General features: G+C 64.4%; 17 protein-coding genes. 6 read left to right on the top strand and 11 right to left on the bottom strand.

The features are described from left to right. Window positions 1–1,060: 1,060 nt before the first annotated feature. Genes E3374_RS10790 through E3374_RS10775 form a run of 4 tightly spaced genes read right to left on the bottom strand, consistent with a single transcriptional unit; the run spans window position 1,061 to window position 4,694 of the window. A complete protein-coding gene (locus E3374_RS10790; protein WP_136689096.1) occupies window positions 1,061–1,714 on the bottom strand; it encodes a glutamine amidotransferase-related protein in 654 nt (217 codons plus the stop codon). Beyond that, entirely contained in the window at window positions 1,714–3,216 is a 1,503-nt protein-coding gene (pabB, locus tag E3374_RS10785) for an aminodeoxychorismate synthase, component I (protein WP_136689090.1), read from the bottom strand. Before pabB ends, E3374_RS10790 begins: the two co-directional genes overlap by 1 nt. Before the next feature lie 47 nt (window positions 3,217–3,263). Continuing rightward, window positions 3,264–3,872, bottom strand: a complete 609-nt coding sequence (locus E3374_RS10780) for a helix-hairpin-helix domain-containing protein (protein ID WP_136689089.1) — start codon at window positions 3,870–3,872, stop codon at window positions 3,264–3,266. A gap of 24 nt (window positions 3,873–3,896) precedes the next feature. Further along, window positions 3,897–4,694, bottom strand: coding sequence for a shikimate dehydrogenase (locus tag E3374_RS10775; protein WP_136689088.1), 798 nt, complete (start codon window positions 4,692–4,694; stop codon window positions 3,897–3,899). Between the two features lie 117 nt (window positions 4,695–4,811). Here E3374_RS10775 and E3374_RS10770 point away from each other — a divergent pair, with 117 nt between their 5' ends. Further along, window positions 4,812–6,185 (top strand): sodium:calcium antiporter, encoded by a 1,374-nt coding sequence (locus tag E3374_RS10770; RefSeq protein ID WP_136689087.1) that lies wholly within the window; start codon window positions 4,812–4,814, stop codon window positions 6,183–6,185. Next, entirely contained in the window at window positions 6,182–7,555 is a 1,374-nt protein-coding gene (locus tag E3374_RS10765; protein WP_136689086.1) for a D-aminoacyl-tRNA deacylase, read from the top strand. Before E3374_RS10770 ends, E3374_RS10765 begins: the two co-directional genes overlap by 4 nt. 23 nt (window positions 7,556–7,578) lie before the next feature. Here E3374_RS10765 and E3374_RS10760 read toward each other — a convergent pair whose 3' ends face one another. The 4 genes from E3374_RS10760 to E3374_RS10745 form a co-directional block, all read right to left on the bottom strand. Then, window positions 7,579–7,962, bottom strand: a complete 384-nt coding sequence (locus E3374_RS10760; protein ID WP_136689085.1) for a DUF2237 family protein — start codon at window positions 7,960–7,962, stop codon at window positions 7,579–7,581. A gap of 65 nt (window positions 7,963–8,027) precedes the next feature. Continuing rightward, complete coding sequence (thiC, locus tag E3374_RS10755) at window positions 8,028–9,464, bottom strand: phosphomethylpyrimidine synthase ThiC (RefSeq protein WP_136689084.1); 1,437 nt, start codon at window positions 9,462–9,464, stop codon at window positions 8,028–8,030. 108 nt (window positions 9,465–9,572) lie between these two features. Next, window positions 9,573–10,154 carry a GNAT family N-acetyltransferase gene (locus tag E3374_RS10750; protein ID WP_136689083.1) on the bottom strand — a complete coding sequence of 194 codons (582 nt, stop codon included), beginning with the start codon at window positions 10,152–10,154 and terminating at the stop codon, window positions 9,573–9,575. Window positions 10,155–10,199: 45 nt separating this feature from the next. Continuing rightward, a complete protein-coding gene (locus E3374_RS10745; protein ID WP_136689082.1) occupies window positions 10,200–10,505 on the bottom strand; it encodes a DUF7565 family protein in 306 nt (101 codons plus the stop codon). Window positions 10,506–10,665: 160 nt separating this feature from the next. Between E3374_RS10745 and E3374_RS10740 the strand changes: the two genes are divergently transcribed. The 3 genes from E3374_RS10740 (at window position 10,666) to E3374_RS10730 (ending at window position 13,099) form a co-directional block, all read left to right on the top strand. After that, the gene (locus E3374_RS10740) at window positions 10,666–11,427 is read left to right on the top strand and encodes a PHP-associated domain-containing protein (protein WP_248299456.1); all 762 of its coding nucleotides are present in this window, start codon (window positions 10,666–10,668) and stop codon (window positions 11,425–11,427) included. After that, the gene (locus E3374_RS10735; RefSeq protein ID WP_248299455.1) at window positions 11,381–12,118 is read left to right on the top strand and encodes a GNAT family N-acetyltransferase; all 738 of its coding nucleotides are present in this window, start codon (window positions 11,381–11,383) and stop codon (window positions 12,116–12,118) included. Before E3374_RS10740 ends, E3374_RS10735 begins: the two co-directional genes overlap by 47 nt. A 135-nt stretch (window positions 12,119–12,253) precedes the next feature. Beyond that, complete coding sequence (locus tag E3374_RS10730) at window positions 12,254–13,099, top strand: sulfurtransferase (protein ID WP_136689080.1); 846 nt, start codon at window positions 12,254–12,256, stop codon at window positions 13,097–13,099. An 80-nt stretch (window positions 13,100–13,179) separates the two neighbouring features. Here E3374_RS10730 and E3374_RS10725 read toward each other — a convergent pair whose 3' ends face one another. The 3 genes from E3374_RS10725 to E3374_RS10715 all read right to left on the bottom strand — a co-directional run bounded on the left by E3374_RS10725 (window position 13,180) and on the right by E3374_RS10715 (window position 15,507). Next, window positions 13,180–13,668 carry a metal-dependent hydrolase gene (locus E3374_RS10725; protein WP_136689079.1) on the bottom strand — a complete coding sequence of 163 codons (489 nt, stop codon included), beginning with the start codon at window positions 13,666–13,668 and terminating at the stop codon, window positions 13,180–13,182. A gap of 59 nt (window positions 13,669–13,727) precedes the next feature. Then, complete coding sequence (locus E3374_RS10720; protein ID WP_136689078.1) at window positions 13,728–14,243, bottom strand: CinA family protein; 516 nt, start codon at window positions 14,241–14,243, stop codon at window positions 13,728–13,730. A gap of 244 nt (window positions 14,244–14,487) precedes the next feature. Then, window positions 14,488–15,507 carry a phosphotransferase family protein gene (locus E3374_RS10715; RefSeq protein WP_136689077.1) on the bottom strand — a complete coding sequence of 340 codons (1,020 nt, stop codon included), beginning with the start codon at window positions 15,505–15,507 and terminating at the stop codon, window positions 14,488–14,490. A gap of 105 nt (window positions 15,508–15,612) precedes the next feature. On the opposite strand from E3374_RS10715, the gene E3374_RS10710 reads away from it, so the two are divergent. Next, a complete protein-coding gene (locus E3374_RS10710) occupies window positions 15,613–18,054 on the top strand; it encodes an ATP-dependent DNA helicase (protein ID WP_136689076.1) in 2,442 nt (813 codons plus the stop codon). Window positions 18,055–18,134: the final 80 nt, after the last annotated feature.

The following is an 18,134-nucleotide window of genomic DNA, read 5'->3' as shown; positions in this document are numbered from 1 at the left end:
CAACCAGGCAGTGAAACAGTGAAATCAAGCTACGTCTAGCGATTCACCACGGCCTGTAAATGGATAAGACGATGGCTAGTTGGATATTTGAGCGTTTATCGACGGAGAATGGTTATTGAATGATGACACGTTTGTCTGTTCGTGAATACCTCACCCTCACGAGTAACAGTCTACATCCGATATATACCAATTTTATTATATTTATGCCGAACGGCTAGAGAACATTTGACTTATAACTTCACAATTAGCGGAAGATTTCTTATAACTGGAGATGAAAATACATTCTGACCAAAATCCATGAGAATCGTTCGATATGCCCTGAGCTTTGGCCTATTGCTCGTTGGGATAGCAGTGGTTACTATCGCAGTAACACAGATTCCATCGCTCTCACCGACCGTACCGTACACCCTTGCGGGTGGAGGAGTCGTGTTCGTAGTGTGGTGGTACGCTGATCAGCAGCTACTATCCCAGGTATACAATAATCCCGAGAGGAACTAGTTGCGAGCTGCTATGTGATCTCTCGGAGGTCCACGTCCGAGATAGACGCTAAGAGCCTTGTTTAGACGCGGTGTAGATCGTCCACCACGGACGTTCTCGGAAAAAGAAATTGGGTTGAGAGGCGCTCATGGACTAGTTCTGTTCATCCGACAGAGCCACTGACCAACACTTTCAGGAGCGTCTAAACAAGGCCGACGCTAAGTATTCGCATAGGGGTTATCTTTGTAGGTCCAATACCATATTCCTGTAACTTGAATGAACAATAGCGGCGTACTCTGCTCTGTGAGAGACAGCAAGATGAGGAGCATGATTGATACCCTTCCCTCCACATTACACAAGATCATCCGCAACAAGAGGATGGGACGATACCGCGCAACACTTTCTTGGCGGTTGTCGGGCAACTGTGTGGAAAACACCCAGCCTGGGCCGGACTCTGGTCGCTGCATCCTCGTGAAATACAGACCCACAGAAACGTTACCTTGGGGCAATCTACGAGGCCGTCGAGACGTACTTAGCGTTCCCGGCGGAAAGAGTGGGTCGCAGACCCGGTTGGCCTCATCGCTCAGTTGGTGTAGCGGTTGCCGGCTACCGTGTGTTTGTCCCGGTCCGCCATTGCGAGGAAGTTCGCGACGAGCTGTTTCCCATCCTCCGTTAGGATGCTCTCGGGGTGGAACTGCACACCGACGTGCGGGCGCTCGCGGTGCCGGACACCCATGACGATCTGGGCATCGTCGTCGGTCCAGGCCGTCTCTTCGAGAACGGCCGGCAGGTCGGCACGTTCGATCGCCAGCGAGTGATACCGGCCGACGTCCATCGGATCAGGCAGCGACGCGAACAGTCCCCGGCCGTCGTGGGTCACCGCCGAGGGTTTGCCGTGGACGACCGACGGTGCGTGGCCGACCGCCGCACCGTTTGCCGAACACAGCGCCTGATGGCCGAGACAGACCCCCAGCGCCGGATAGTCGAGTTCGAAGATTGCCTCGGAGACGCCCGCGTCCGCCGGCGTTCCAGGTCCCGGCGAGACGACGATGCCGGCGGGATCCAGGTCGCGGATCCCCGCCGCGTCGATCGCGTCGTTGCGCCGGACGACGACTGCCTCTCGGGGGTCGGGCGGCCGTAGTTCGGGATCGATTCGGTCTGTCAGCGCCTCACCGACGTACTGGACGAGGTTGTACGCGAACGAATCGTAGTTATCGATGACGAGGATCGGATCGATCACTGCCGGTCACCCCCGCGGTCGTCGCTCGCATCGGCCACACTGACCTCCCGGCCCAGCGCGTCGCCGACCGCGTTCACCAGCGCGCGGGCCTTGTCGAGGGTTTCGTCGTACTCGCGGTCGGGCACGGAATCGTGGACGATTCCGGCGCCGACCCGGAGGTGGTACTCCTCGTCGTGGCGAACGAGCGTTCGGATGACGATGTTCAGCGTCGCGCGGTCGTCGAGTCCGAAGATGCCCATACTCCCGGTGTAGGGGCCACGCCGGGTTGCCTCGACCTCGTCGATGATCGCCATCGTGCGGGGTTTGGGCGCGCCGGTGATCGTGCCGCCGGGGAAGACCGCCCGGATCGCGTCAGCCAGGTCCCACCCCGGCCGGAGTCGCCCCTCGACCAGCGAGACCAGATGCATTACCTCCGAGTAGCGATCAACCCGGCGGTACTCGGCGACGTCGACGCTCCCGAACTCGCTGACCTTCCCGAGATCGTTGCGTTCGAGATCGACCAGCATGGCGTGTTCTGCCCGCTCCTTCTCGTCGCTGGTCAGATCAGCCTCGAACGCGCGGTCTGCAGCAGGCGTCGCGCCCCGCGGTCGGGTCCCGGCGATCGGTTCCGTCACCAGTCGATCGCCCACCCGGTGGAGCAGGAGTTCGGGACTCGCACTCACCAGATCGACATCGGGGAACTCCAGCAGGCCCGAGTACGGCGCCGGATTCCCCTCGCGGAGCGCGGCGAAGGTCTCGACCGGGTGGACCGCAGCCGGTGCCCGGAGGCGGTGAGAGACGTTCGCCTGGAACGTATCTCCGTCGCGGACGTACTGCTTGACCCGGTCGACGCGATCGGTGAACGCCGCCCGGCCACAGTCGCTCCGGAATCGGACCGGCCCGGCGGCGGGCGGCTCCGGCACGGCGGGATCTCCCTCCAGCAGGTCACGGGCGAGCGAACGGGCCCGGTCGCGACCACGTTCGAAGGCAACGTCGGGATCCACACCGCTGGAGTTATCATCGCTCCCGATCCGCGGACAGGCCGTCACCCGGAGTTCGACCGGCGAGTCGGCAGGTTCGCGCCAGGCGACGAGGGCGTCGTAGAAGGCGACCTGTAGACGCGGCAGATCACGGTCACGCTCGGCATCGGCCGGCAAGTCCTCGATCTCCCGGGCGGCGTCATAGGAGAGCCAACCGATCGCGCCACAAGGGTAGGGGATCTCGCAGTCGCCCCGACGGAGTCCCTCCCGGTCGATTCGATCGACGAGCGTATCGATCGCCGCCCCGTCGGAGTCGACGGTCAGCCACTCGACGGGATCGACGCCGAAATAGCCCCAGCCCTCGGCGCCGCCGCTCGTCTCGAGGAACGCTCCGCCCTCGCCCGACCGAGCGCGCCGATAGGCGTCAAAGGGGTCGGCGACCGTCACGCGGGCCTCGACAGGGATCCGATCGTCCGGTCCCGCGTCGGCCGCCACCTCACGGAACGTCGACCGGTCGGTCACCACTCGCGGCTCGCTCATTGAGTACCGGGAGGGGTGGGGAAAATATACGTGGTGCGGTCGGGACGCTACTGGCCGGCTCGCTCGATCCACGTCGAGACACGCGACTCGGCGATCCCGCTTTCCTCAGCGATGGTCGGGGCGTCGGCCGCCCGGAGGTCCGCGACGGTCTCAATGCCGGCCTCGCCGAGCCGTTCCGCGTAGGCCGGGCCGATCCCGTCGATCGACTGGACGTCGGGGGCTTCCTCGGATGTTGCCGCGGTCCCCTCGCTCTCTTCACCCTCCTCCGTCTCGGCGTCAGTTTCGTCCGTGATTGTCTCACTCTCGTCGTCATCCGAAGTTACCGACTCACTCTCGTCGTCATCCGAAGTTACCGACTCGCTCTCGTCGGTATCGACAGTAGCTGCCGACTCGCTCTCGTCGTCGGCATCCGCAGTGGCCGCCGATTCGTCGTCTTCGGTCGGTTCGTCCGGTTCCGCGGCCGGTTCGTCCATCTCGTCGGCGGATCCGTCCGCATCCGTTCCGGTCCCCTTCACGGCGTCCTCACTGGCGGTATCGGGTTCGTGTTCGACCGTGACGGCGACGTCTTGGCCACTCGACTCCCCAGTTTGGCGGGTGCGTGCGGACTCGCGGGGTTCCAGCCCGAGGGCAGCTTTGAGTCGATCGATGAGTCCCATGTGCGGTGATACGAGCGCCGGGACTTAAAGGCGTCCACGTAGCGCTCGGTTCATCTCCTCGACAGGAGCCGCCTGCCCGGTCCAGCGCTCGAACGCCTCGACGCCCTGGAACAGCAACATCCAGGCACCGTCGACCGTCGTCGCACCCGTTTGGGCGGCGTCACGCAGCAGACGCGTCTCGATGGGGCTGTAAACCGCGTCAAGTACCGCCAGTTCGGCGTGGAGCGCGTCGGCGGGGACCGGCGATCGGTCCTCGTCCATGCCGACGCTGGTCGCGTTGACCAGCACGTCCGCCCCTGACAACAGGTCCGACAGGGTATCGATCCCGTGACCGCTTGCGCCGGGAACCTCCGCCGCGAGGTCGTGAGCTTTCTCTACGGTTCGATTGGCGATCGCGACCTCCATCCCCTCCTCAGCCAGACCGAACGAGACCGCCCGGCCCGCACCGCCGGCCCCGACGACGACCGCCGATCCCTCGATGGCGACGTCGTGTTCTTCCAGCGCACGGACGGCACCGATCGCGTCGGTATTGTGACCCGTCGGCCGATCACCTGAAAGGTCAATCGTGTTGACAGCCCCGATCCGGGCCGCCAGATCGTCCGGCTCGACGGCGTCGAGGACAGCTTCCTTGAACGGGATCGTGACGTTCAGGCCGGCGAGTCCGAGTGTCTCGGCTGCCCCGATCGCGTCGCCAGCTGCGTCTTTCGGTGGCTCGAAGGTGACGTAGCGGGCGTAGAGCCCCAGTTCCTCGTAGGCTGCCTCGTGCATGGGCGGCGAGAGGGAGTGTTCGACCGGATTGCCGATGAGTCCGTAGACGTCCATGGGACAGCGAACGACCGGGGTGATCAAAACCACGGTGGTTCGGGTTCGGGTGTGAACATCTCACAGGATGGAGTTGACTTCGCAAGACATTCTTTCAGAGGGGTCGATCGATGGGGTGTGTCCCGTTTACGCCATCCGCTGACTGCCGTCGCAGGGGCAGTGTTGCTCTCGCTGCCCTGGGTCGTCGTCGAGAGCTCGCGGCTGGCCGTCCGTGCCGAATTGTTGGCACCCGGGTCGGCCATCACACTCTCGACGGGCCTGACCGTCCTGGTGACCGGGCTGGCCGTCGTCGGCGCGTCGTTCCTGCTCGCGTGGGGGGCCGAGACCGCCGAGAAGGACGTCCCCCGGGCGTTCGCACTCGCCGTTCTCGCGGTCCTGGCGGTGGCCCCGGAGTACGCCGTCGACGCCTTCTACGCCTGGAACGCCGGCGCACAGGCAGGAACAGCTGCCGGCGCGGAGGCCGGGAACCTCGCCATCGCAAACATGACCGGCGCAAACCGGATTCTCATCGGCCTGGGCTGGTCCGGGATCGCGCTGTTTACCGTCTATCGTGCCTACAGAGTCCGGGACGAATCGGTCGAGTTCCGGGACGGCTTTCTCGCCGATGTCGTCACCCTGGACAGGGCGCTGACGACCGAGATCACGTTCCTCTGGTTGGCGACGCTGTGGGCGTTTCTCGTCCCGCTGGGCGGCGGCATCGACCTGATCGACACTGTCGTTCTCGTCGGCATCTACGTGAGCTACATCCTGATCATCATTCGGTCCGGGATCGAAACAGAGGAAGAACAGATCGGCGTCCCGGGCTACCTCCAGTCCTACCACAAGCCCAAGCGGATCGCGACCGTACTCGGGCTGTTCATCTACTCGGGCATTATGATCCTGATCGCCGTCGAACCGTTCGCCCACGGACTCGAGAAGCTTGGTCTCCAGTACGGCGTGCCGAAGTTCTTCATGATCCAGTGGATCGCCCCGTTGGCCAGTGAGTCCCCCGAGTTGATCGTCGTCGTCTATCTGGTCAACAAGGCCCGATCCTCGGCCGGGTTCAACGCCCTGATCTCCTCGAAGCTCAACCAGTGGACGCTGCTGATCGGGACACTCGCAGTCGTCTACTCGATCGCGGCCGGACACCTCGGCGTCCTCGAATTCGACTACAAACAGCAACTGGAGATCTGGATCACAGCCGCACAGTCCTTTTTCGCACTGGCGATCCTGGTCAACTTCAACATCAGCCTCCGGGAGGCCGTCGCGTTGCTCGTATTGTTCGTGACCCAGGTGTTCGCCGAGTTCATGGTGTTGAACGTCCTCTCGTTGGCCCATCCCGAAGCAGTCAGCCACCAGATCCTGCTCGGCTACACCGCCGTCTACCTCCTCGTCGGACTGGCGATGTTCGTCCACCGTCGCCAGGCAGTCAGGGAGATGCTCGGCATGACCGCTGAAGTGGTCCAGACGGCGTTCGGTCGCCGGAGCGACTTCGATCTGAGTGACCGATGACCGAACGTCCCACGCGAACCGTCGGTATCGTCGTCTCGGCCGAAGATCGCGCGTCCGAACACATCCACGAACAGCTACTCGCTGTGGCGGACTGGACGACGTTCCGTGACGACGACCGAATGCCGGCCGACGGTGGTGGCGACGTCTACCGCACGGACGGCTTCGAGATGCGGACCTTCGAGGAGTGGCACCTCGAACTCGACGGCGTGGCAGCGGTCTTCGACGATCCCGATCTCGTCGTCTTTGCGTCCCGTCACTCCGGCGAGACCGGTCCGCTGTTGACAGCCCACCACACCGGGAATTTCGGACCGGCCGAGTACGGCGGTACAGATCGCGATCTCGCCCGCGCTGCCCCCAACGCCCACAGTCGCGTCCTCGACGCGCTGGCCGAGCATGCGCCGGAAGACTACGAGATAGGCATGGAATGTACCCACCACGGTCCGACCGACATCGGCGTGCCATCCCTGTTCGTCGAGATCGGCAGCGGTCCCGAGCAGTGGGACGATCCCGACGCCGCGAAAGCCGCCGCGCGGGCCATCCTCGACCTCCGCGGGACGGTTCCCGACGCACCACGGGAGGACGGTAGCTCCAGCGCTCGCCGGCATCTCGTCGGGTTTGGCGGCAACCACTACGCCCCGCGCTTCGAGCGGATCGTCCACGAGACTGACTGGGCGGTCGGCCACGTCGCCGCCGACTGGGGTCTGGACGAACTCGGGGATCCACTCGGGAACGAGGACGTCCTTCGAGCCGCCTTCGAAGAGAGCACGGCCGAATACGCCCTGATCGACGGGGAGTGGCCCCGAGTCGAGCGGGCGATCGACGAACTGGGCTACGAGACCGTCGGCGAGACGTGGCTTCGAGCCGTCGAGGCCGTCCCGCTGGCGTTCGCCGGTCGCGTCGAGGATCGACTGGCGTCCGTCGACGACGGCCTTCGGTTCGGCGAGCCGGCCCGGGGTTACGACGGCCCCTTCGAAATCGTCGAGGTTCCAGGGGAACTACTCGACGAGGCCCAGGGGATCGACCGCGAGGCGACCCGGGAGGCCGTCGAGAAGGTCGCGCTGGCGTTCACCACCGAACAGAGCGCCACGCTGGTCGGTGACCGGGCTGCCGTCGCCGAGGAAGGAGATCGGACGGCCTTGGTCGAAACGCTCGCGGACGTACTCCGATCGGATTACGACGAAGTGATCGTCGAAGACGAGCAGGTCGTCGCGAGGAAAGAAGCGTTCGATCCCGGACTCGCGACAGAGGCGGGCGTCCCGGAGGGGCCGAAGTTCGGAAGGCTGGCGAACGGGCAGGCCGTCGACGTGGACGGCGAGACCGTCGAACCCGAGGCGGTCAGTCGGGAGCGCAAAGAGACGTTCCCAGTCTGATCGGGCGATCGAACGGTAGTCGATCAGAACTCGACCGCGTGAGCTTCTAACGTCTCCAGATCGATTTCTTCGAGGACAGTCTCGTTGGTCGCTTCGAAGACGACAGGCGGAGCAACATCGGCCTCGCGGGCTTCCAACCAGCGGCCGACGCAGAGACACCAACGATCCTTGGGATTCAGTCCAGGAAAGTCCAGTTCCGGCCGCGGCGTGATCAGGTCGTTGCCCTGCTTGCGCGAGAACTCCAGGAAGTCCTGGGTCATCTCCGCACAGAGGTGATGGGCACCGCGGTCACCGGGGACAGCGGTGCAGTGGCCGTCGCGCTGATAGCCGGTCGAGAGGATTTCGCTGCAGGGTTCGAGCGGGTCGCCCAGCACGTTCCGCTGGGCGTCGGGATCGCTCCGTGTCATAAGATAGGTTGCAGCGAGTCCCCGGTAAAGGTTAGTTTCGGGACTGGTATTGCAGCTACTCGCCCTCAATCGTCACTCGGGACGCCCTCGGCGTGATCACACAGCGCCTCGGGCACCGTCGGCAGGCCGCTGGTGTCGTGGGTGCCCGTCGGCGGCAAATTCACGTCGGCAGCCGCCGAGTCCGTGAGGTCCACCCCAGCATCCAGACCCTCCATCTCCCCGCTCTCTCTGGCGTCCTGGTCGATTCGCATCGAGCAGAATTCGGCGCCGCACATCGAACAGTAGCGTGCGTCCTTGTAGTTGTCCTCCGGAAGGGTCTGGTCGTGGTACTCCTTGGCTCGGTCGGGGTCCAGCGCCAGTCGGAACTGCTCGCGCCAGTCGAAGTCGTAGCGGGCCTTCGAGATCGCGTCGTCCCAGTCGCGTGCGCCCGGTTTCCCGGCAGCCACATCGCCCGCGTGGGCGGCGATCCGGTAGGCTGCCAGGCCGTCCCGGACGTCTTCGGCGTCCGGGAGTCCAAGATGCTCTTTGGGCGTAACGTAACACAGCATCGCCGCGCCATGACGCGCGGCCTCAGTTGCCCCGATGGCGCTCGTGATGTGGTCGTAGCCCGGCGCAACATCGGTCACCAGCGGACCCAGGAGGTAGAAGGGCGCACCGTCACAGACTTCCTGCTGGTACTGGACGTGATCGCCGATTTCGTCCAGGGGAACGTGACCCGGGCCCTCGACCATGACCTGGACGCCGTGGTCCTGGGCACGCTCAGTCAATTCGCCGAGCGTCTCCAGTTCTGCCAGCTGGGCATCGTCGTTTGCGTCCGCGAGCGACCCGGGCCGGAGGCCGTCCCCGAGGCTGATCGTCACGTCGTACTCGACGAGGATCTCACATATCTCCTCGAAGTGCGTATAGAGGGGGTTGTGCTCGCCGTGGGCCTCCATCCACTCGGCGAGGATCGACCCACCGCGGGAGACGATGCCCGTGATACGGCCGTCGGTCAACGGGAGATGCTCCCGGAGGATCCCGGCGTGGATGGTCTGGTAGTCCGTGCCCTGTGCAGCCTGGGATTCGATCACGTCGAGGAGAAGGTCGGCCGTCAGATCTTCGGGCGAGCCAGCCTGTTTCAGCGCCTCGTATATCGGGACCGTGCCGAGTGGGACCGGCGAGTGTTCGATCTGCCCGGCACGGAGTTCCGGAATGTCACCACCTGTCGAGAGATCCATCACCGTATCAGCCCCGTACTCGATGGCGGTGTGGAGCTTCTCGCGTTCGGTTTCGAGGTCACTTTCCGGTTGGCTGTTGCCGATGTTGGCGTTGATCTTCGTCGAGAAATCTGTCCCGATGATCATCGGGTCGAGAGCGTCGTGCTCGTGGTTGTTCGGAATCACCGCCTCGCCTGCGGCGACTTTCTCTCTGACGAATTCGGGATCGCGGTGCTCGCGTTCGGCGACCCGCTTCATCGCCGACGTGATCTCTCCGTCGCGTGCGCGCTGAAGTTGCGTTTGCATCGTCGGTTGTCACGATGAACTACTGAGTTATATAACCTAGTGATATAGCGTGTGAGAGCCACGTCACCCGCGTGTCCGAGAGAAGCACCAAGAGAGGAAACGCGAGAATCAGTCGCCGGTATCGTACTTGTAGGTGGCCTCGTCGGGGTCGATACCGAAGTCCTCGGCGGACTCTTCGGGTTCGTCATCGGCCTCCTGGGCCGTCGCTGCCTTGAACGCCTCGCGGAGGTGGGCGGGCATCTCGAAGTCATCGATCGCGATGCGCATCGGGACGGCGTCGGGTTCCAGGGAGTCCCGTTTGGTCTGAAGTCGGTCCTGGAGACTCGGTGGGAGTTCGTCCTCGTCGATCGGTTCGAAGGCGAACTGGACGAGGTACTCCGGGGCACCCGAAAGCGAGTAGACGGTCTCGAAGTCCTGGTCACCGGCCTCCTGGAGGAGCCGTTCGACGACGTGGGCGCCAATGCCCTGGCCGCGCCACTCCGGGAGGACGCCGATACTTGTCAGTTCGCAGACGTCGCCGTCGTCGTCCTTGTGGATCCGGATCCGGCCGAATCCTGTCCGTTCGTCACTGCGTTCGTCGACCGAAATGACGTAGTCCCGCGATCGGAAGGCCGTCTCGTCCAAGCCCATCTCCTCGATGTGATCGAGCAACCAGACCTCGTCACGGTTTCGCGCGTCACGGACGTACATACTACGGGGTAGCGCGGCCCCCGGGAAAAGTATTTGCAGGCTCCCTCACAGACTGCCGTCGCCACCCTCGAGGCGGTCGACAACCTCGCGGATGTCGGCTGAGGTCTCGATGTTATCCTTGACCTTCTCCCGACGGCGGACCTCGGCGGCGCTCGCGTCGTAAGCGCGGACGTACTCCGCACGGGAGTGTTCCTCGAAGGCGTGCCGGATCGCAAAATAACCGTCGGGGAGGACCGTCCCGCAGACCGCACACTCGATACGCTCGTGGCTCGTCGACTGATGGACGACAAGGTCCTCCACCCGGTCGAAGACCTCGCCGCAGCCCTCGAGCGCGCATTCCCAGCTTGTCATACCCGTAGGTAGACGCCACCAGGCCTAAAAAGGCACCCATCCCCAGGCGCGGGGAGCTCGCCCGTGTGCCGTCACAGAGGGCCCAACGGACGGCACCTCGATGGCAGTCTCGTCACCGAGAATCAGAACGGCTTTCCTCGCCGCCGGAATAACCCAGGTCGTGACAGCGGCCACGACTGCGGTCGACCTCCACGTGAAGGTCCTCGAGGAGTCCGTCGTCGAACGCGCGAAGGCCCGTGGTCTGGACGCCATCGTGTACGCGCCCCACTTCCAGCGCCTGCCGTCGATCCGGGAGGCGGCCGAGCGCTTCTCCGATGAAGAGTTGCTGGTCGTCCCCGGACGAGAAGTGTTCACAGGTTCCTGGCGCGAGCGCCGGCACGTCCTCGCGATCGGTCTGGAAGAACCGGTCCCGGACTTCATCACGCTCGAATCGGCCATGCGCGAGTTCGGCCGCCAGGACGCGGCCGTCCTCGTCCCCCATCCCTCGTTTCTGAACGTGAGCCTCGGCGCGGAAGAGATCGACAGCTATCGGGACGTGATCGACGCCGTCGAGACGTATAACCCGAAACACTGGCCCCATCACGATCGCCGGGCACGAACCATCGCAGTCGAAGCGGACCTCCCGCAGTTCGCCTCCTCGTACGCCCACCTGTGGCGGTCCGTCGGCGAGGCCTGGACGACCTTCGATCGATCGATCAACGACGAACGGGAACTGGTGGAGGCGCTCCGGAACGGTGCCCCAGGGTCGGTCCACCACCGGACCGGTCTCGCCCACCGTGGGCAGTGTGCCCTGGAGTTCGCCCACCTGGGTTGGGAGAACTCCTGGAAAAAGGTCGACCGTCTCCTGCTTTCGGGTCGAGAGGCGACCCATCCGGATGATCCGGCCTACGAGGGACGGTTCGACGACGCGGCAGTCTACTGACGTTCCCGCAACGAAACTCCGGGCGACGCCGACGGACGCCCCGGACACTCCTGGCTACCCGTCGATCGAGAGTCATACAACGATCGGCCGGAACCGATCGTACATGGAAGGCTCGCTGGGAGTTGCCACGCCGGAGGATGCGTCCGCGATCCGTTCGATCTACGCGCCATACGTCGAAGCGACGCCCATCACGTTCGAAACAGGGGCGCCGACGAGGGCTGAGATGGCCGCCCGCATCGAGACGACCCGTGAGCAGTACCCATGGCTCGTCTACGAGTCCCGGGAGGAAACGATCCTGGGGTACGCAACGGCGGGACCTCTGCGGTCGATGGGAGCGTACGAATGGACGGCCGAACTGACAGTGTACGTCGCCGAGGACGCACGCCGGTCAGGTATCGGGACAGCGCTGTACACCGCCCTCCTGGAATTGTTGACCGAACAGGGCTACTATAACGCGGCCGCGGCAGTGACGCTCCCGAACCCCGCGAGCGTACAGTTACACGAGAAACACGGGTTCGAACCGGTCGGAACGTTCCCCGCCGTCGGAAACAAGGACGGCGAGTGGCACGACGTCCAGTGGTGGTATCGACAGTTGACCGAACGACCTGCCGATCCGAGTCCGCCCGAGCCGTTCAGTGTGATCGAAGGGTCGCCCGCGTTCGAGCGTGCACTCGAAGCGGACAAGCGCTGATCGCAGGGATGTCCGACCAGGCCCCCAACGAGAAGCGACGATTACCCTTGTCTTGTCCGGCCAAAACCGACATATGAGTGATAGCAGGAGCATTTATCAAAGCCCTAGGAGTAGTTCACGGAGGTGAAAATGTGAATGACGCACGCCAGATCGATCGATCCGATCGTCTCGACCGAATGGCTCGCCGACAATCGAACCGACGATGATCTGGTCGTCGTCGACGCAAGGGGCCCCACAGCCTACGAGGACGGCCATGTTCCCGGCGCCGTCAACGCGCCGAAGTGGACGTGGATGGACGCCGAGGCTGACCTCCTCCTGACGCTGCCGGACGCCGAGGACCTCTTCGAGACGGTGGGTTCGCTGGGGATCGCACCCGACTCGCGGGTGGTCGTCGTCGGTGGGACCGGAGACACGTTCGACCTCGCTGACGTACTCAACGCCGCCGACACGCTGGTGTACGCCGGCCTGGACGACGTCGCCGTCCTCAACGGCGGGTACACGAAGTGGATCGACGAGGAGCGACCGACCGAGGATGGAGCAGTCGTCCCGACCCAGACGGAGTATTCGGGTACCCTCGAGGCAGGCATGTTCGTGACGAAAGCGGACGTGGAATCGAGTCTTTGGGACGTCCCTTTACTGGACACCCGCTCGCCGGAGGCGTACTTCGGAGCCATGCAGGAGGACTTCACCGACCGACCCGGGCATATCCCGGGCGCGACCTGCCTCCCCGCTGCCTGGCTTTGGACGGACGAGGGGACGTTCAGAGAGCCCGATGAACTCGAAGCCCTCGTCGAGGGACTCGTCGGCGAGGACCGTTCACAGAAGGTGTTCCTCTACTGTGGCGCCTCCCCGTTCTCGAAGTCCTGGCGGTACGTCATGCAGGAGGTACTTGGCTACGAGAACGCCCGAGTATACAACGGGGCCGCCCAGGAGTGGACTCAGGACCCCGAGGCACCGCTGGACTGCTACTGCTGGGAGTAAGGCATCGTCCGCCGGTCGTCTGGTTTCCCGTCGGACCATGCGCGAACGGTCGGTCACAGGAGAACAGAACAGCCAGCAACTCAAAGAAGCCCGATCATCCGGGCGCCCTCCTGGGCGGCAAACTGTGGCACCCGATAGATGATGGCCGCGGCGACGACGAGTTCGAAGCCCGTCACGGCGAGCATCATCGCCGTGGCGTACTTGCTGTCGACCCGTACGCCGATCGGGAAATTGAACTCCCGGTTGAGCAGCGGGTAAAAGAGGGCGAGGCCGCGGCGCGTCCCGAGGAGGTCCAGCGCGAAATGGGAGAGGACGCCGATCCAGACGTACTGGAGGTTCCCGAAGTACACCGGATAGGCCGCGATCACGCCGAGGACGAACAGGTTGTGCAGGGCTTTCCGGTGTGGCCCGAATGCCGTGTCCACGTCGGGAAACAGCGCCCCAAGAACCATCGGCACCGACACCTTCGCGATCATCTCGAAGGTCGCCAGATCGCCGGACGGTTCCAGCAGGTAGCCGATCCCGATGCTCAACAGCAGGGCGTTCAGAACGTGCCCACGCTTGTTCATCGATCGATCGGACGGCGGCGGGGACCGAAAGGCTTCCCCAACGGACCCGGAACCGCCGATCAGGGGGTACCGCCCTCGACAGCCGCCAACAAGTCCGTCAACGCCTGTTCGGCGATCTGCCGTTTGATCTCGACCCGCGAGCCGTCGAATTCGTAGCGCCGGACGGCTGTCGAGGACTCGCCGCTGCCCCACGGTCCGGCACGGGCGACCCCGATGAAGACCGTCCCGACGGGTTTGTCCTCGGTCCCGCCCGTCGGGCCGGCGATCCCCGTCGTCGAGACGCCCCAGGTCGACCCGGCTCGATCGCGCACGCCCCGGGCCATCTGGCGGGCGACTGGTTCGCTGACGGCCCCCTCTCCGTCGAGGGCCTCACGGCTGACCGCCAGTTCTTCGAGTTTGGCGTCGTAGGAGTAGGTCACCAGCGAGCGGTCGAAATAGTCACTGGAGCCAGGAACGTCGGTCAGCAGCGAGCCGATCAGGCCGCCGGTGCAGGATTCGGCGACGGCGACAGTTCCCTCGCGCTCACGCAGTGCGTCGCCGACGCGTTCCTCGATCGGAGACTCCTCGTCGGTCATAGAGGATTGTGGGTCGGCCCGGACCAAAAGCGTCCGGTACCGAACGGAAAGACGAACTTGCGACGGGGTTCAAACGGAGCGAAGTAGAGTGGGATAGTTGATGCCCAATCGGGGATAGAGTCGACCGAGCGCGGCAAGGACGTTTCAACGGAGCGAAGCAGAGTGGGATAGTTGACGCAGGAATCCAGGCGAGGAGTCCCAGCAGTTCCCTCGCGTCTACTCCAAAATATCGATGGAGAGACGATCAGCCACCCGTCAGCGTCGATGCCAGTCGGTCGAACTGTTGGCGGTAGTAGGCCTCGGCTCGGGATCGGACGAGTTCGTTCGAATCAACGTAGAGAGCCTCGAACCCCGCCATCCGCCAGATCAGCGTCGAGAACTGATAGAGTGGCTTACAGGCGGCGTAGCCCTCGTCGTCGGGATCGAACTCCCGCTGGCGCCGATAGCCGTCGTAGAGTCGTTTTCGCATCCGCTCGCACTCCTCGGGATCGCGGATGACCGAGTCGACAAACAGGAACTCGACCTGGGCGAGGTTGTAGAGTGGATCGCCAGCCAGCGGCTGTTCCCAGTCGAGGACGGCGGTGATCGCCGATCGGGTGCCCGTATCGAACAGGAGGTTACCCGGCCGGAAATCGTCGTGGACGAGTCGTGGAATCCCCTGGCGTGAAATCGACTCGATCCGGGCGGCGAGACCGTCCCGGGCGACGTCCTGAAGGTCCGCAAAGATGGTCCCCGCCAGCCCGTCGATGTGATCGCTAGTCATCTCCGCGAAGTACTCCCGCCAGTCGGTCGAGAGATCGCTGACCACGAGTCGACCCCGCGAGAGGTCGAGTCGCCCGTACCCCTCGAAGGCGATCGTCGAGTGGAGGTCACCCAGGACGGACCCGACCTGTTCCATGACGTGGCGACGCTCCTCGATGGAGAGTGCCGCGAATGACTCGCCGAGGTTGGTGCCCTGAACCCGCTCGGTCACGAAATACGCCGGGATGTCGCGTTCGGGCTCCTGTTCGAAAACGAGGATACCTGGGACGGGTAGATCCGTACGCTCGGCGACGAACTCGTGGAGAAACGGTTCGACGGCGAACCTCTCGATGGACTCGGGGGCGAACTTGACGACGACCTCGTAGACGGTGCCTTCGTATTCGAGCGTGACGAAGTAGACGTCAGCCCGCGTCCCGCCGGAGAGTTCCTGATAGGAAAACGACTCGTAGTCAGGCCCCGATTCCTCGAGCACCGCTCGGACGGCGTCGGCGGGCGTGGACACGGCTATCCGGCAGGTCGCCACAGCAGCTAATATCCCTGTCGGAAACCATCACGGTTCCGGGTCGAACCCGTGCGTTCAAACCCGCCGGGGCCACAGTCCGAACCGATGGCGGAGTCCCCCGAGTCTGGAACGCCCGCCTGGCGGGACGTGTTCGGCTTCGAGGAGCCCTACGACAACCAGGCCGACGCGATCGAGTCCGCCCTGAATGCGGGTCGCAGCCGCGGGTTCCTGGCGATGGAAGGACCCTGTGGGACCGGCAAGACGATGGCCGCTCTGACTGCGGGAGCGACGCTCGTCCGCGAAGGGGACTACGATCGGATCCTCGTCGTGACACCGGTCAAACAGCAGCGCCGCCAGTTCGTTTCCGATCTCCGGCAACTGAACGCGGGGCTCCGGGAACCGCTCCCCGGTATTGCGCTCGTCGGCAAGCGCGACCTCTGTCCGTACGGCCGCGAGGACGTCTTCCCACCCGACGTGGGTGTCCAGGATCGCTGTGAGGACCTCCGGGAGAACACCGCGGAGTTGGTTGAGAGTGACGGGCGAAGCGACGACCATCCGGTTGCCGAGGCGGCCGTCAGCCCGAAGATCGACGACGTATGGTGGGATCCGCAAGTCGCCAGCGATCTGGCGAAAGCGGCCCGACCCGGCGGGATCGGCCAGCAGGCCGTCGCTGGCGCACTCTCGACAGCGGGGGCTGAATCACCCTATCGCCGGACGCAACCGACTGCGCCTGAAGATATCGGCGGCGAGGACCCGCCGCTTTACTGCCCCTTCGAGGCCGACTGGTTCGCCCGAAACAAGGGATCGCCGATCGGGTTCGACGCGGGCGCGGAATCGGTCGTCACCGCCGAGGAGTACCTGCCGGGTGCCGTCGAGCGGGGGACCTGCCCACACCGCGCGATGAAGGTCCTGACGGAGGCCGCCGAAGTCGTGATCGGCAACTACAACCACCTCTTCGATCCCAACTCGCGCCCACTGATCGAATCGATCCTCGACGACCAGACGTTCGTGATCGTCGACGAAGCCCACCGACTGGAAGGAAGGGTCCGGGACCTGCTGTCGGATCGACTGGGTCGTCAGACGATCGTCCAGGCTCGTAACGACTGTCACCAGTTGCTCTCCCGAGCGCGGCAAAGCGCGGACCACAAGCGCGAGGTCCGGGCCAGACTCGCTGATCACGATGTCCCCCTCGACATCGTCGATCGGGCACGGGACTTCTTCGACGACCTGCTGGGCTGGCTGGACGACCGCGTCGCCGAGTACCTCGACGAGGAGGTCGGCCGGGCATGGCGGACTGACGAGAGCCTCATGCCCGAACGCGATCTGGAAATCCCACTCCGTGATCCCGAGACGCCCGAACCGGACGAACTCACCCGGTGGGCCGAGCGGGCGGGCTACGACGGCGGGTTCTGGCGAGAACTCGATACGGTCGGGCTGGCGGTCGAGGAGACCCTGGAAGCCCTCGAAATCTCACGAACGCCTGTCGTGGCCGCCGCGGGAGTGATCGCCCGCCGATGGTGGGAGACAGACCACGCAACGACTTTCCGGGAGATCGAACTCGAACACGCCCCGCGAGACGACCAGCGGATCGAGGGGTGGCGTTCGACGTACACGGCCGGGCTGACCCTGTTCGACTGCTTGCCGGCCGAGCCGCTGGCCCGGATTTTCGACGACGTGGGTGGCGGCGTGTTGATGAGCGCGACGCTCTCGCCACTGTCCGTGTTCACCCGGGTCGCGGGCCTTGACACGGTCGCTGAAGGGGACAGGAACGGCGGGGGCGCCGACCGAGAGGAACACGACGAGGGGCGGCCGGTACTGACTCGTTCCTATGGCCTTTCGTTCCCGCCGGCGAACCGCGCAAGCTGGATCGTCGACGCGACGCCCTTTACTGCCCGTAACCGCGGGGATCCGGAGAGTATGGATCCGCTTGGCGAGGCGTGGAATCCGACCCGCGACGAATATGCTCACGTCCTTCGGGCACTCGCCCGCAACCCTGGCAACGTCCTGATCGCCATGCCCAACTACCGTGAGGCGACGTGGGCGGGGGCGTACCTCGACACAGCGGTCGAGAAACCCATCCTCGTCGACGAGAGTTCCAGCAGCGAGGCGACGGAGGAACTCAAACGCGACTTTTTCGTTGGCGAGGGAAAAGTGCTGGTCACCAGTACCCGGGGCACGCTCACGGAGGGCGTCGATTACGACGGCGCGAAACTCCGGGCGACCGCGGTCGTGGGCGTGCCGCTGGTCAACATCGGTTCCCCCCGCGTCCGGGCGGTCAAGCGTGCCTACGGCGACGTCTTCGGCGAGGAACACGCCTTCGAGTACGCGCTGACGATCCCCGCCGTCAGGCGCGCCCGCCAGGCCATCGGCCGGGTGATCCGCGGTGCCGACGAGGTGGGCGTCCGGGCGCTGGTCGGTGCCCGATACACGCCCGACGCGCGTCACTCGGTCTATGGCTACCTCTCACCGGCCGAGCACGAGGAGTTCGTCACGATGAGTCCGGAGTTCCTGCCCGACCAGATCGAGCGGTTCTGGACGGATCGATGACTCGTCGATCGGTACACTCTCCGAGTATTTTCAAAACCAAAGCGTATCACACGAAGCTATGCACGTTCGATCACAGTCTG

This window comes from Halorhabdus amylolytica (assembly GCF_004944975.1).
GTDB lineage: Archaea > Halobacteriota > Halobacteria > Halobacteriales > Haloarculaceae > Halorhabdus > Halorhabdus amylolytica.
The sequence above is the reverse complement of the archived record's forward strand: the minus strand, read 5'-3'. Positions and strand labels throughout refer to the sequence as shown.

Bases quoted from the DNA above. Each gene is read 5' to 3' on its own strand.
- E3374_RS10720 (WP_136689078.1), bottom strand. From the start codon at position 14,243: ATGACCGACGAGGAGTCTCCGATCGAGGAACGCGTCGGCGACGCACTG.
- E3374_RS10750 (WP_136689083.1), bottom strand. From the start codon at position 10,154: ATGTACGTCCGTGACGCGCGAAACCGTGACGAGGTCTGGTTGCTCGAT.
- thiC (WP_136689084.1), bottom strand. From the start codon at position 9,464: ATGCAAACGCAACTTCAGCGCGCACGCGACGGAGAGATCACGTCGGCG.
- E3374_RS10730 (WP_136689080.1), top strand. From the start codon at position 12,254: ATGACGCACGCCAGATCGATCGATCCGATCGTCTCGACCGAATGGCTC.
- E3374_RS10710 (WP_136689076.1), top strand. From the start codon at position 15,613: ATGGCGGAGTCCCCCGAGTCTGGAACGCCCGCCTGGCGGGACGTGTTC.
- E3374_RS10775 (WP_136689088.1), bottom strand. From the start codon at position 4,694: ATGGACGTCTACGGACTCATCGGCAATCCGGTCGAACACTCCCTCTCG.
- pabB (WP_136689090.1), bottom strand. From the start codon at position 3,216: ATGAGCGAGCCGCGAGTGGTGACCGACCGGTCGACGTTCCGTGAGGTG.
- E3374_RS10765 (WP_136689086.1), top strand. From the start codon at position 6,182: ATGACCGAACGTCCCACGCGAACCGTCGGTATCGTCGTCTCGGCCGAA.
- E3374_RS10725 (WP_136689079.1), bottom strand. From the start codon at position 13,668: ATGAACAAGCGTGGGCACGTTCTGAACGCCCTGCTGTTGAGCATCGGG.
- E3374_RS10780 (WP_136689089.1), bottom strand. From the start codon at position 3,872: ATGGGACTCATCGATCGACTCAAAGCTGCCCTCGGGCTGGAACCCCGC.
- E3374_RS10735 (WP_248299455.1), top strand. From the start codon at position 11,381: ATGATCCGGCCTACGAGGGACGGTTCGACGACGCGGCAGTCTACTGAC.
- E3374_RS10760 (WP_136689085.1), bottom strand. From the start codon at position 7,962: ATGACACGGAGCGATCCCGACGCCCAGCGGAACGTGCTGGGCGACCCG.
- E3374_RS10745 (WP_136689082.1), bottom strand. From the start codon at position 10,505: ATGACAAGCTGGGAATGCGCGCTCGAGGGCTGCGGCGAGGTCTTCGAC.